At 34.8% G+C, this 12,559-nt stretch carries 15 protein-coding genes and 1 pseudogene; 1 reads left to right on the top strand and 15 read right to left on the bottom strand.

Going from position 1 to position 12,559, the window contains the following annotated elements:
- Positions 1–347: 347 nt before the first annotated feature.
- Positions 348–617, top strand: a complete 270-nt coding sequence (locus tag VIO64_RS15090) for a DUF2325 domain-containing protein (protein WP_331919689.1) — start codon at positions 348–350, stop codon at positions 615–617.
- Here the strand turns inward: VIO64_RS15090 and VIO64_RS15095 are convergent.
- The 15 genes and pseudogenes from VIO64_RS15095 to VIO64_RS15165 form a co-directional block, all read right to left on the bottom strand.
- Entirely contained in the window at positions 614–1,141 is a 528-nt protein-coding gene (locus VIO64_RS15095; RefSeq protein WP_331919691.1) for an NUDIX hydrolase, read from the bottom strand. The genes VIO64_RS15090 and VIO64_RS15095 overlap by 4 nt on opposite strands.
- A 150-nt stretch (positions 1,142–1,291) precedes the next feature.
- Positions 1,292–1,456 (bottom strand): YezD family protein, encoded by a 165-nt coding sequence (locus VIO64_RS15100; protein WP_331919693.1) that lies wholly within the window; start codon positions 1,454–1,456, stop codon positions 1,292–1,294.
- A gap of 86 nt (positions 1,457–1,542) precedes the next feature.
- Entirely contained in the window at positions 1,543–1,734 is a 192-nt protein-coding gene (locus VIO64_RS15105; RefSeq protein WP_331919695.1) for a DUF2292 domain-containing protein, read from the bottom strand.
- 154 nt (positions 1,735–1,888) lie between these two features.
- The gene (cysK, locus tag VIO64_RS15110) at positions 1,889–2,821 is read right to left on the bottom strand and encodes a cysteine synthase A (RefSeq protein WP_331919697.1); all 933 of its coding nucleotides are present in this window, start codon (positions 2,819–2,821) and stop codon (positions 1,889–1,891) included.
- A gap of 99 nt (positions 2,822–2,920) precedes the next feature.
- Positions 2,921–3,303: pseudogene (locus VIO64_RS15115) on the bottom strand (RrF2 family transcriptional regulator).
- A gap of 28 nt (positions 3,304–3,331) precedes the next feature.
- Entirely contained in the window at positions 3,332–3,661 is a 330-nt protein-coding gene (locus tag VIO64_RS15120) for a hypothetical protein (protein ID WP_331919699.1), read from the bottom strand.
- Between the two features lie 198 nt (positions 3,662–3,859).
- Positions 3,860–4,675: an ABC transporter ATP-binding protein gene (locus VIO64_RS15125; RefSeq protein WP_331919701.1), complete on the bottom strand. Its 816-nt coding sequence runs from the start codon at positions 4,673–4,675 to the stop codon at positions 3,860–3,862.
- Positions 4,669–5,700: an ABC transporter permease gene (locus VIO64_RS15130; RefSeq protein ID WP_331919703.1), complete on the bottom strand. Its 1,032-nt coding sequence runs from the start codon at positions 5,698–5,700 to the stop codon at positions 4,669–4,671. The genes VIO64_RS15125 and VIO64_RS15130 overlap by 7 nt, the downstream gene beginning before the upstream one ends.
- 86 nt (positions 5,701–5,786) lie before the next feature.
- Positions 5,787–6,860 carry an ABC transporter substrate-binding protein gene (locus VIO64_RS15135; protein ID WP_331919705.1) on the bottom strand — a complete coding sequence of 358 codons (1,074 nt, stop codon included), beginning with the start codon at positions 6,858–6,860 and terminating at the stop codon, positions 5,787–5,789.
- Between the two features lie 34 nt (positions 6,861–6,894).
- Positions 6,895–8,190 carry an O-acetylhomoserine aminocarboxypropyltransferase/cysteine synthase family protein gene (locus VIO64_RS15140; RefSeq protein WP_331919707.1) on the bottom strand — a complete coding sequence of 432 codons (1,296 nt, stop codon included), beginning with the start codon at positions 8,188–8,190 and terminating at the stop codon, positions 6,895–6,897.
- Positions 8,191–8,408: 218 nt separating this feature from the next.
- The gene (locus VIO64_RS15145; protein ID WP_331919709.1) at positions 8,409–8,642 is read right to left on the bottom strand and encodes a hypothetical protein; all 234 of its coding nucleotides are present in this window, start codon (positions 8,640–8,642) and stop codon (positions 8,409–8,411) included.
- A gap of 41 nt (positions 8,643–8,683) precedes the next feature.
- The gene (locus tag VIO64_RS15150) at positions 8,684–9,571 is read right to left on the bottom strand and encodes a 4Fe-4S binding protein (RefSeq protein ID WP_331919711.1); all 888 of its coding nucleotides are present in this window, start codon (positions 9,569–9,571) and stop codon (positions 8,684–8,686) included.
- A gap of 63 nt (positions 9,572–9,634) precedes the next feature.
- Positions 9,635–10,186, bottom strand: coding sequence for a hypothetical protein (locus tag VIO64_RS15155; RefSeq protein ID WP_331919713.1), 552 nt, complete (start codon positions 10,184–10,186; stop codon positions 9,635–9,637).
- A gap of 339 nt (positions 10,187–10,525) precedes the next feature.
- Positions 10,526–10,837 carry a uroporphyrinogen decarboxylase family protein gene (locus VIO64_RS15160; RefSeq protein ID WP_331919792.1) on the bottom strand — a complete coding sequence of 104 codons (312 nt, stop codon included), beginning with the start codon at positions 10,835–10,837 and terminating at the stop codon, positions 10,526–10,528.
- Between the two features lie 393 nt (positions 10,838–11,230).
- On the bottom strand, positions 11,231–12,559 hold the full coding sequence (locus tag VIO64_RS15165; RefSeq protein ID WP_331919715.1) for a nitrogenase component 1: 1,329 nt from the start codon (positions 12,557–12,559) through the stop codon (positions 11,231–11,233).

Consider the following 12,559-nt stretch of genomic DNA (forward strand, 5'->3'; position numbering starts at 1 on the left):
ACGAGCATATAGGGGGAAGTTATTTCTTTAACATGCCTAACGATTTTGCCCGGGCATTTTATAACACGAACTTTACGCTTCTAAATATAACATTTAAATACATATATGGATACTTGAATAATTATAAATTTACTTTAAAAAAAATACATTTTCTTAAATATCTTTAATGATAAAAAATTTGAACATTAGGTCTTGTTTGGTAATTTTCCTATGTGCTTAATATGTTTTTACAGCAGAATTCAATTGACAAATGTTACTAAATATATTAGAATTATATCATAGTATTCCAATACACTTAATATACTTTAGCATCATTTGTTAATGATAAAAAATTAGGATGTGATAATATGAACATAACAATTTTTGGTGGTGATAATATTGAAAGAATTAATTGCAGTCTTTGTAAAAGAGGCTTCTGCATCATAAAACATATAAGTGGACGAAAAAGCAATCATAAATGTGTAGAAATTCCTCAAAATTCAGATTTAGTAGTTGTTTTTATTGATTATATCAACCACAGTCTGTGTGCACATATAAAAAAAGAAGCCCAAAAATTAGGCATCAAGACTATTTTCTCAAAAAGATCATGGTCTTCTTTGCAATCGTTAATATCTTAGAGATTTTGTATCAGAGTATAATTATTTTTCATGCTCAAAAAGGCTAAAATAGTTTTTGCATCAAGCATATCACCATTTTTAATGTTGTTATGCAATTCGTCAAATCCCATCCAGACTAAATCATAAACATCCTCATCCTCAATCTCAGCACATTGGGCCTCATCCTTCAAAACATTTATATGATAGATCTTCATTAAACTGTTTGAAAACCCCATCATAGGCTTATATGATACAAGGTGCTTTATTGATTCAGGCTTTACGATTAGTCCTGTTTCTTCTTTAAGCTCACGGATTAGACATGTTATTTCATCTTCATTATCTATATCCAAAGATCCTGCTGGAATTTCCAGGGTTTCTTCCATAAGTGCCGGACGAAATTGCTTAACCAGCAAAATCTCGTTATACTGATTAACAATAATTGCAGCCACTGCATTATAGTCATTTAATATATCATACTCTCTATCACCCACTTTACGTTTGTAAACCTTTAGCCAACCGTCATAAGCCAGTTTATCGCCCATCATATTTATTTCCTTTCAAATTTAAAGCTCAATAAAAACAAAAAGGCCGCATTCCTTTAAGGAACACAGCCTCTAGTTTTCTAGTCAGCATATATAAACCATATGTTTTGCAATTATTATTTATATTTCAAAATATAGTAAAACACAAAGCAACTATTTTAATTTGATTTTTTCATTTTTTTCAATCTGAACAACCTTGCCTTCTTGTATGAACAAAGTCACAGAACCATATTGAATACTTTCAACATAACTTAACAGTTTTTTTAAGTTCTCCTCGGATATTTGAGTTTTCTTTATTGCTTCGTCTATTGCCATCATCCATCACACCCTCTATAAATTTGGCTATATCAAAAGTGTTACTATTCTTACAGTTAATGCAAGAATAATAACTTTAATTGACAAAATTAAAAACCGCTGCTTTTTAAAAACATTACATCATTTTCCAAAGTTATTTTTTCATTCAAATTAACCTGTATTACAGTATTATCTTGCTTGATTATTGTAACTGAGCCATTTTGAATATCTCCAACTGCTCTTACAATAATTGTACTTAAAGAAATTTTTTCAAATTGTTTACGCCTTCTAAGATTATTCATATGAACCCCTCCATATTAATCAAGTTAGATAGATTATATTTTCCTATTATTCATATTGTTTTAGTAGGTTTTGCGTTTTAATTTAAGGGGGATAATTCCCCCTAAGCTTTATGAAAAGTGTTATTAAGCCAGGTATTTGGTAAAAATATATCTATTAGTCCTGGAAAAGAACTGTAGAAAGATACCTTTCCCCTGTGTCCGGCAAAACAACAACGATTGATTTTCCCTTATTTTCAGGCCTCTTTGCAATTTGAGTAGCTGCAAACACTGCTGCACCTGAAGATATTCCCACCAAAAGGCCTTCCGACTTTGCCAGTTTTCTGGCAGTCTCAAAGGCTTCTTCATTTTTAACCTTATATATTTCATCAATTATTGATTTATTTAGAATATCGGGTACAAATCCGGGGCCAATACCTTGTATTTTATGAGGTCCTGGACTGCCGCCTGACAAGACAGGAGAATCGTTGGGCTCAACTGCTATTATCTTAACATCAAACTTTCTTTCCTTCAGAATCTCTCCTACACCTGTAATGGTTCCCCCAGTTCCAATACCTGAAACGAATATGTCAACCTGCCCTTCAGTATCTCTCAATATTTCTTCTGCTGTAGTTCTTCTATGTATTTCAGGATTTGCAGGATTTTTAAATTGATTTGGCAAAAAGGAATTTGGCGTTTGTGCTGCAATCTCTTCAGCTTTGCGGATTGCACCTTTCATTCCCTCAGACCCTGGTGTCAAAACCAATTCAGCCCCAAGTGCTTTTAAGAGATTTCTTCTTTCTATACTAAATGTGTCCGGTAAAGTTATTATAAGCTTATATCCCTTTGCAGCTGCAACAAACGCAAGTGCAATACCTGTATTCCCGCTGGTTGGCTCAATTATAACCGAGTCCTTATTAATAATACCTTTATCCTCAGCATCTTTTATCATGGAATAACCTATTCTGTCCTTTACACTGGATGCAGGATTAAAGTATTCAAGCTTCGCTATTAGCTTAGCTTCTAAATTGTGAGCTTTTGCATAACTTGCTAATTCCAACAGAGGTGTATTTCCAATCAAATCTGTTAAATTCTTAGCTATTTTTGACATTAGATCCCCTCCACCTAATTTTATTCCCACTATTCTTATATGTTTAATTGATTTTATTTTATTATATATTCTAAAATATGTCAATACAATAAAAAAATATTATTGTTTAAACATATCGGAATAGTAGCATTTATATAATGATATGTCATATAAAAAAAACATTAGACTCTCTTTAATATTTTTTTCCGAATAATTTTTATAATCATTGACAAGGTCTTCCAGAGTAATTGAGTCAACAATCTTATTTATACTCTCATTGATTTTATCCCATACATTTTGCTTAATACAATACTTTATACTATGCTTAAACTCTATACTATCGTCACTACCTTCTTAAGTACTGAGAACACCTGCTCAAGATAATTGCCTGAAACATTTTGCCTTTTTGCTATGCTGTATAATGCCACATGGTCATTATGGGAATTAATTGCCAGATCAACCATTGCTCTTAGACCATATCTTCCTTTTGTTGATAATTTCATAAACTTAGCCTTCCTTGTATATATTTAATCAAAGAAAAAAATTAAATTGAATACCCATAGCCATAGCCTTTTTTACAGCTGTATCTATTGAGCAGTCAAATAATTGAACTCCGAAAATGCCATTAATATTCAGAAGGTTTATTTCATGGTGCTCTATACATTCCGCTACAACCACATAGCAATCTGAGATCGTAATAACAACCCCATAGTACTCATCTACATTATAGCCTAGGTTTCTCGTTTCCAAGTACAGGTAATCATTATCACATACTTCATATATTATAAACTGCTTTGCCAACCGTAAATTTTTATCCAATGATTTGCCATTTATTGATGCAACCGCTATTTTATATTTCATATTTATTACCTCCTGCCTGGAGTTCCCTTTTATTATGAACTGTTATATTTAAAACAGTTTTCTATTGCCATAACTACCTCCCTATTTACTGAGGCATGATTGAAATGTTACTTCCCGTTTTGAGCGTGTGCTCACGAGTTAAGTTAACTTAGAAAGCGGAATTATACGGGAAGTTATATTTTCAACAAGCCTAATTCATCATAAATAATAATTAAGACTTTCTTCCTTTGCGAAATTCAATATCTCCAATATCTTTGATCTGATTCTGAAAAAATCAGGGTCATTCCTTCTTCTTGGCCACCCAAGTGGAACATTGATAATTTTCTGTATTTTCCCCGGCCTTGGAGTCATAACAATGATTCGCTCACTCATATAAACAGCTTCATCAATATCATGAGTAACCAGAACAACTGTAGTTTTCCTTTCTTTCCATATTCGTATTATTTCATCCTGCATATACATTCTGGTAAAGGCATCTAAAGCACCTAGAGGCTCATCCAAAAGAAGTACTTTGGGGTGATTTACAAGAACTCTTGCCAATGCAACTCGCTGAGCCATACCTCCTGATAGCTGGTGTGGAAAGGAATTCTCGAAGCCATCCAGTCCGACAAGCTTAATATAATCCATTACCTCATTATTCTTTTTGTCGTATATTTTCCTTGCAATTAACCCTGATGCAACATTGTTTTTAACACTAAGCCATGGAAAAAGTGTTGGATCTTGAAAGACAAGGCCACGAAGATAGTTCGGTCCTTCTACCACTTTGTTATCAAGTTTTAGAGTCCCTTTAGTGGGTGTATCGAGACCTGCGATAAGCCTAAGAAGTGTTGACTTTCCACAACCACTGGGTCCCACAAGTGATACAAATTCACCTTCATTAATTTCAAGGGATGCATCATTTAATGCTATCACCTCACTGGAATTTGAATCCTTAAATACCCTTGATACTCCTTGTATCTCAATATGCCCACCTGGTGCTTCTTCTGGAAATATTTTTTTTGCTGTTTCTACCATTTAATCAACCCCTTCTGCCAGATGAGAACTCTATCTCTTAGCTTAAACAATAAAGTAAGTAATGTGGAAAATATTAAAGCTATTACAAGTAAGCAAGCATAAACTTTATTATATTCCGCCCACCCTTGTGCCCAGTTTATGTACCACCCAAGACCGGCTTTTACTCCAAGCATTTCTGCTACAATAAGTGTTATGAATGAGTTCCCCATTCCCATGAACAAACCTATAAAAATCATTGGATATGCTGCAGGTATTGCAACCTTAAATATGAGATACTTGCTGTCGGCTCCAAGAGTTCTTGCTACCTCTAAGTAAGAGTTTCTGACATTACCTATTCCCGAGCTTGTCATGACTGTCACAGGAAACCATACTGATAAAACAATCAGAAATATGCTGGAACAAAATGTAGTAGGAAAAACAACCATAGCTATTGGAATCCATGCAGTTGCAGGAATTGGGCCAATTATTTTCAAAATTGGCATTACCCAATAATTTACTGTTTTATTCCATCCCATTGATATTCCGGTTATAAGTCCTAGAGTTGTTCCTATGGCATATGCAACAAACATTAATCTTAAGGAATAAAACAAGCTTTTTAGTATAAGTGACCAATCTTCCTTAAATACTCCCAAAACCTTGTCAGGTCCAGGAAAATAAGGCAATGCCAGCAATGCCAATTTAAGTGTGACAAGATCCCAGACTTCAACGGCTCCCACTACAGCTGTCAGGATTGGAATCAGATGCCTTATCTTATCATATAAGTTCTTTAATCTTACAGATATTGTTAATAAAATTGAATAGACAACTGCTGATACTACCAAAACAGATGCATAAGCATATCTTATATTCATCTCCTGATTGTTTGGAAGATTTAAATGAAGTATAATATTTGTAATCAACATTACTAAAGGTATAATAACTACAAAACTGAACTTATGAGCATTTTGATTTTCAGTTATGGTATCGCTTAATTGAGCATTTTGTACCATGCCGTTTTCGGCTAGCTCTAAATGGTTTATGGACATTGTCATTCACCTCTTTACAGTCGCTATTTATAGATACCGAACTTAGTATAACTATATAGTCCGGTATCTTGGAAGTAACCTCTTGGTTATTCACCTTTATAATCAGGTATTACTTCTGCAAAAATCTTTTCAAATAGCTGTTTTTCATCTGTTGAGGCTTCAAGAATACCTTGTTTTTTCTGTTCAGTTATAAAATATTTGATATTTTCTTTTGCCTTTATTACTGAAGGCTTCCATACATAATCCTTTAACAGCTTTTCAATCTCATTTACATCTGCAGAAACATATTTATTATCAATTTCCAACTGAGCTGTTTCTTTTTGGTTGGTCGCTATCCATCCATCTGCTTTCAATACTGCTCTTGTATAAGCTGCAGCGGTCCCCGGATCTTCCTTGACAAGTTTTTCGCTTACAACAACATAGCAGCAGTAGCCGGATTTATAAGGTTCATCATGCCCAATATTCAATAATTTTGCATACTTCTTTTCCTTTAATGCCTTTTCACCAAATGGATCCCAAACTATGAATGCGTCAATGTCTTTCTTCCCTGCGGCTGTTTCAAGCTGAGGAGGTGGAAATGCCTTCCACTGAACATCTATTTTCGGATCTATACCGAGCTTTTTAAGTTCTATTGACAAAATTATATGTGGTCCTCCGCCTATCGCATCAACACCAATTGTCTTTCCTTTCAAATCCTTTAAAGTCTTTATCCCCGAACTTTCAGGTGCAACAGCCTGAATACAACCTGCATGAAGTCCCGCAGTAAGTTTTACCTTTAGTCCCTGCTCTATTGCTTTAAACCAGGAAAAGTTTCCCACAGATGCATCGATTTTTCCTGATGCTATGCCTGTTTTTAATTCATTGAAATCTGCTTTTACGAAATCAACTTCCAATCCCTCCTCTTTGAAAAAGCCTTTATGATAAGCCACATATTCAGGTGCTTCACAGGTTCCGCCAGCGTATGATACAGTTACCTTTTTTAATTTTTTTGATTCACTAGATGCCTCGCTCGGCTTAGCCCCTTCACTTGGCTTCACACTGTCACTTGCGATCGAACTTGTTCCAGATGTAATACCTATTTTTTCACTATCTCCACAACCTATAAAAGTCGAGCTAATTAACATAGCTATTAATAAAATGACTAAAATTTTATTTTTCATCTTTACTTTCCTCCCTGGAATTGCACATATTTGATTAAATATCAATTTTATGACTCTCTAAAGCCTGATCAAGATCATTGATTAAATCTTCAACATGCTCTATACCGATTGAAACCCTTACCATATCCGGTAAGACACCGGCATTCCTTTGTTCTTCCTCCGACAGCTGTGCATGAGTACTACTTGAAGGATGAATGATTAATGATTTTGCATCGGCTACATTAGCCAGCAAAGAAAATATCTTTACATTGTCAATAAGCCTTTTCGCTGCATCGGTACCTCCTTTTACACCAAATGTAAAAATGGCACCTGGGCCACCCGGAAAATACTTCTTAGAAAGTTCGTAATACTTATTACTCTTTAAGCCTGGGTAATTCACCCATGAAACGTTAGGATGACTTTCTAAAAATCCAGCTATTCTTTGTGCATTATAAACATGTCTCTCTACTCTTAATGAAAGCGTTTCAAGTCCTTGCAGGAAAAGAAATGAGTTGAATGGACTAAGTGCAGCACCTGTATCCCTTAGTAGTTGTACCCTGGCCTTTACTATATAAGCAATTTCCTTAAACCTTTCATAGTATTTTAACCCTCCGTAGCTCCTATCAGGCTCTGTAAACTCAGGAAACTTTCCACTTGCAGACCAGTCGAATTTTCCTCCGTCAACTATAAGTCCTCCAATTGACGTACCATGTCCCCCAATGTACTTGGTAGCTGAATGTACAATGACATCGGCACCATACTCAAAGGGTCTTATTAGATATGGAGTCCCAAATGTATTATCCACTATAAGCGGAATTCCATTCTCATGGGCAATGGAAGCCACTTTCTCAATATCAATTATATTGATTCCTGGGTTTCCAATAGACTCAATATAAATAGCCTTGGTTTTGTCAGTAACTGCTTTTCTGAAATTGTCAGGGTCATCCGGATCAACGAATACAGTGTTAATCCCTAACTTAGGCAATGTCACAGAAAACAGATTATAAGTGCCCCCATACAATGTACCTGCTGCAACTATCTCGTCACCCGCCCTTGCCAGATTTAAGATTGAATATGTAACTGCTGCAGCCCCTGATCCGACAGCTAAAGCTCCCGATCCACCTTCTAAAGCAGTTATTCTCTGCTCGAGAACATCACTGGTAGGATTCACAATTCTGGTATATGTATTACCGAACTCTTTTAATGAAAATAGAATCTCTGCATGTTCCTGACTTTTCATTACATAAGTAGCTGTTTGATAAATCGGTACTGCCCTTGATCCAGTTGTGGGATCAGGTACTTGCCCTGCATGGACTTGAAGAGTCTCAAAGTGAAGCTTTTGTTCGCTCATTTTTATCACTCCTTTAAATTGAAAATCTTATAGACCTAGACATCAAAAAGGCTAAACAAATTACACGATGTGCAATCTATTTAGCCTCCAGTATGCCTAGTCAACTAATTCTTACTATTCATATACGATTTATAAGGTTTATTATAGTTAATATTTATGATGCTGTCAATAGTTTTTATACTTTATTTTAAAGATTGCTAATTTCATTCAAAGATAACTTAACTTTCTATTTTATAAGACTTTTTGCCCCAATTAATCTTGCTTTTTAAATTCTTGTAAATCAAAAAGAAAACCCCTACACCTGCAAAACCAATAATAGTTTGAGGGCAGGAAAACCCGCAGTTCCTGCATGACCCTGTGCAGCGTTCCAACCTAAAAATACTTGTAGCTGATGCTCCCAAGTTTGCTAAAAACACGCTGCTTCCGATTAAAAGTGATTTTAATGTTTTCATAAAGTCCACCCCCACTGTTTTTGCATAAACATTTCTTAAAGTTACAAAGCAGTTAAACTTTTATCCTGTTCTATTACTACATTGTCTTTTGGAACAATCCAACCACTTTTCCCTCTTCCATAGCTAATTGCACTTTTAGGGCATACCTTAGTACATTGATGGCAGGTTATGCATGTGTGTATATTATATTGAATTTCATTTTCCGCACTTTGTATTGCACCTGTCGGACAATCCCTTGCGCATAAATTACATTTCGTACATTTTTCTTTTTTATATTTTAACTTATATGTAAATGGCAGCTTCGAACCAAAATAGTGCATCAAACTTTGTACAGCACCTATGGGACATAAGTAACTGCAATACCCCCTGCCGCCCTTTGCAAATATGCCTAGGACAAATAACCAAATAAAGGCAGTCAGAATTGTTGTGGACCCCAAAACTCCTATATCCAGGTTCACACCACCTAAAACAAGCTTTTCCATTACAGAAAAATTACAAAATGAGCACACAACCGAAAGGCTTAAGGCAGGTGTAAGAAGAAAGCCTGCTAACACTCCATATCTCACGGGTGTTGGGTTCATATGTTTTTGCCAGTTCAGCTTAATCCTATCCGGCAAAATTCTGCTTAAGTACTCAGTAACAGCCCCTGTTGCACAAAATTTGCCGCAGAATATTGGTCCGAAAAAGAATGCCAAAATCAAAATTGAAATGGATATAATTGCTGAAGTAGTAAGTATTTGCACACCTTTTCCAGTAAAAATTCCTTGTACAACCATTCTAAAGCAGGAGCCATGGATATCGGCTCTTCCTTGAAGGTTCAGAATTCCAGTTAAAAGTCTTTGTATCAACGCAAAAGGTGCGTAAATTAATATAAATCCTAACAAATACCATGCTGCTCTTATTATTAAATATCTCTTTGATGTTTTCATAGTAACCTCCTGCTATATATAATTAATTTTCCTTATTTCTTCAGGTCATCTTAGTCATGATCACTATGTGTTTCGTTTAAATTTAGAATTTACAATCTTAAAAGGAACCTTTGCTAAAATTTTTCCACTTCTAGAATCAACAACCAACAAATTCCCTGAACTTATATCATACTTCTTGTTTAGTTTCTCTCTTGGAATATCAAAATTTACACTCACACTTTTTGATAGTCCAGGATTTAAAGCTTCTTTAAAACTTTGGGTCTTATTGTCATATGAAGGATCAGTTGAAACTACTTTTACATCGCTATTGAAACCTTCTGTCTTAAACTTCAGCCATAACGGCAGTTTATCCTTGTTGACTATCCCACCACCGTGTCCTGTAGAAATAGATATCCTTCCCGGCTGCAATACCCTTTTTGGTATTCCCTCATTCTGGATATCATATACAATAGCCTTGGTCTCTTTATTTTCTGCTGTTGGAAAGATACTTATCTTAAATTGACCCGTCTCTTTAGGAATAGCTTTCCTATAAAAACCTGAACCGATGATTAGAAATAAACCTACTGTAAATGCAATAAAATGCAATAAAACCCTTGTAGTATTCAGCTTTTTCATTTTTCGTCCCCTTTATTTATTAATTAAATTTCAAATAGATTTGATAATCTCTAAAAAATAGAAGCTAAGTATATACCCAATGATTGGTTTATGCTTAGCCTCTTGCTTTCAAGTCAGCTTTATTATTTTTTACAATTATTGCAATCTTTAATGTTTTCTAATTATTCCTATTGCTTTACTCGGTTTTTATCATAATATTATAAATTTATTTATTTGTCAACAATTATATATAAAAATTAATCTTCAAGTTGTCTTTTATTCTCATCATCATTTGATTTTGTATCTGTTTTCAAAAGTATTTTAATCTCTTCAATTCTACTTCTTATAGAATTTAAGTCGTCAGTCAAGGATATCGCCCCCTTTGTTATCACCTACACTTTTTATTGAATCAGTAATTTGTGTTAGATAAGGAAGGACAAATTCCTTAAACTGTTTTGAACTTATTAGGTTGCCTGATGCAGAAGTTTCACCTATTCCAATGGACACACCTTTTAGCTTCCCAGCTTCTTTAATAAAAGCAATTGTACTATCAGTTACAATTCTAAGAAGCTTATGTACAAACTGAGGATTAATGTCTCTCATTAATCTTTCTGTTCCGCACAAATTTCCAGCACTCCTAAACGACCCGCATACCCCGCATGAAGCACTCACTTCACCTTTTGACTCTTCTAAAAGTATCTCTGCCGCTTTTAGTACCGTAGGGTTTTCCACTGTAAAAAGCTTCGAGTCTGTCCTTAGAAGTCATTTGATCAGAAATAATTTGATTTGACATTTCCTCACCTCCCTTACTTACCCTCGTTATTTAAACAAAATATAAAAGACAAAGTTTCCATTGGAACTGGATATAAAAATGGATTAATGATTTATAAATAAAAAAGCCGCAACTTATTATTTTATATTAAGTCACAGCCTCTTAATCAGTCAGCTTAATATCTCCATATTTTTCGGAAAAAGTTTGATATAAATTCCCATCATTGATATTTCATACAATATCTCAGCAATAAGAAAGGTAAAAGCATGAAGAATAGAATATATGCCAGATGCTTATAGCGGACCTGCAAATTTACTGATAAAATCTTCCATTAGGCTCAAGCCACCTCTATATCCGGCATAATTACGGTCCATTATCAGCCTGTCATATACCGGAAAAGCTACACTTACTTGTATCGCTCCAAAATCTTCTCCAGCTATATGTTTTTCCAAAGAACTTGCAAATAATGCTATAAAATTTCTATCTTTTAGATTTTGGCGGATCTTATATGAGTCAACCTCGAATATGATGTCAGGCTTTACAGTGCTGTCCAAGTTTTGGGTCAATTCTTTTCTTATCACATCTCTTGCCTCTTCCGGAGGATTATCAGTAATAATTACAATATCAGCAAGATATCCTATTTCATTTGTAAGATATTTTGTAATTCCTATAGCGTTTGGACTGTCGGCTACAACTGCATAATACGCATGTGGCAGCCCTAAAATAACCATGTCACCTAAAAATTCGGTATATCTGTATGCTATTTTTTCTTGCTTATCAATAAAGTCATCTAAAAGATCTTTTGAAATATCAAGTTTATCACCTAAAATCCTAAGTAAGTCGGAAGTCTCCTTCGGCCCCACCGGAACATAAGGAAATACAGCATATGGAGTTTTAAATTTTTCTTCTAAAAGCTTAACTACACTATGTCCATTCCATGGTGATAATACAAGATTCAACTCCGCTGCAGGTATTCTTTTAAAATTATCCAATGCATTTAACTCTCCAAAAATCACATTTACTTTAAGTCCAAGTCTCTCCAATAAGTCTTTTAATACACTAAGGGTTCCTTTCCAAAATACATGCTGATATGGAACTACACCAAATATATTGATCAATCCTTTTTCCTTAGGAACCTCTTCTAATAATTGATTTATTATAGATTCCAAAAACAAATCATATCCAAGATAAGAATTACCGGAAAACCCAGGTGCTTTAACATGAAATATGGGTGCTTTGTGGCTAAACTCCTTTACAACAGAATCTACGTCATCGCCGATAAGAGACGGTACACAACCTGAAATTACAGAAAACAGCTCACCATTCATTAAATCTATACTGGATTCAACAAGATTTCTTAATTTATCATCCCCTCCAAATATTACATGCTCCTCCATAAGGCATGAACATGGCGTACTTGTTCCACCAAGAGGACCCCCCGCATTTTGTCCTCCTGCATATTGCTGACCAAATAATTGTCCTAATCCGCAACCAGCACCTGAATGTAATATCGGAACAGTCCCAAAAGCCGCTACTGCAGTAGAATATGCTCCTCCTAAAGCACACGAATATCTTGGTGCTTCGGCAGCTTCCCCATAATTTACAGAATTCTCATTTGACAT

The sequence above is a fragment of the Pseudobacteroides sp. genome (assembly GCF_036567765.1).
Lineage (GTDB): Bacteria > Bacillota > Clostridia > Acetivibrionales > DSM-2933 > Pseudobacteroides.

What these genes read in the sequence shown, in the direction of transcription:
- VIO64_RS15140 (WP_331919707.1), bottom strand. Translation starts at nt 8,190, where the DNA reads ATGAGCGAACAAAAGCTTCACTTTGAGACTCTTCAAGTCCATGCAGGG.
- VIO64_RS15120 (WP_331919699.1), bottom strand. Translation starts at nt 3,661, where the DNA reads ATGAAATATAAAATAGCGGTTGCATCAATAAATGGCAAATCATTGGAT.
- VIO64_RS15135 (WP_331919705.1), bottom strand. Translation starts at nt 6,860, where the DNA reads ATGAAAAATAAAATTTTAGTCATTTTATTAATAGCTATGTTAATTAGC.
- VIO64_RS15090 (WP_331919689.1), top strand. Translation starts at nt 348, where the DNA reads ATGAACATAACAATTTTTGGTGGTGATAATATTGAAAGAATTAATTGC.
- VIO64_RS15155 (WP_331919713.1), bottom strand. Translation starts at nt 10,186, where the DNA reads ATGAAAAAGCTGAATACTACAAGGGTTTTATTGCATTTTATTGCATTT.
- VIO64_RS15100 (WP_331919693.1), bottom strand. Translation starts at nt 1,456, where the DNA reads ATGATGGCAATAGACGAAGCAATAAAGAAAACTCAAATATCCGAGGAG.
- VIO64_RS15095 (WP_331919691.1), bottom strand. Translation starts at nt 1,141, where the DNA reads ATGATGGGCGATAAACTGGCTTATGACGGTTGGCTAAAGGTTTACAAA.
- VIO64_RS15130 (WP_331919703.1), bottom strand. Translation starts at nt 5,700, where the DNA reads ATGTCCATAAACCATTTAGAGCTAGCCGAAAACGGCATGGTACAAAAT.
- VIO64_RS15150 (WP_331919711.1), bottom strand. Translation starts at nt 9,571, where the DNA reads ATGAAAACATCAAAGAGATATTTAATAATAAGAGCAGCATGGTATTTG.
- VIO64_RS15165 (WP_331919715.1), bottom strand. Translation starts at nt 12,559, where the DNA reads ATGTCAAATGAGAATTCTGTAAATTATGGGGAAGCTGCCGAAGCACCA.
- VIO64_RS15145 (WP_331919709.1), bottom strand. Translation starts at nt 8,642, where the DNA reads ATGAAAACATTAAAATCACTTTTAATCGGAAGCAGCGTGTTTTTAGCA.
- cysK (WP_331919697.1), bottom strand. Translation starts at nt 2,821, where the DNA reads ATGTCAAAAATAGCTAAGAATTTAACAGATTTGATTGGAAATACACCT.
- VIO64_RS15125 (WP_331919701.1), bottom strand. Translation starts at nt 4,675, where the DNA reads ATGGTAGAAACAGCAAAAAAAATATTTCCAGAAGAAGCACCAGGTGGG.
- VIO64_RS15105 (WP_331919695.1), bottom strand. Translation starts at nt 1,734, where the DNA reads ATGAATAATCTTAGAAGGCGTAAACAATTTGAAAAAATTTCTTTAAGT.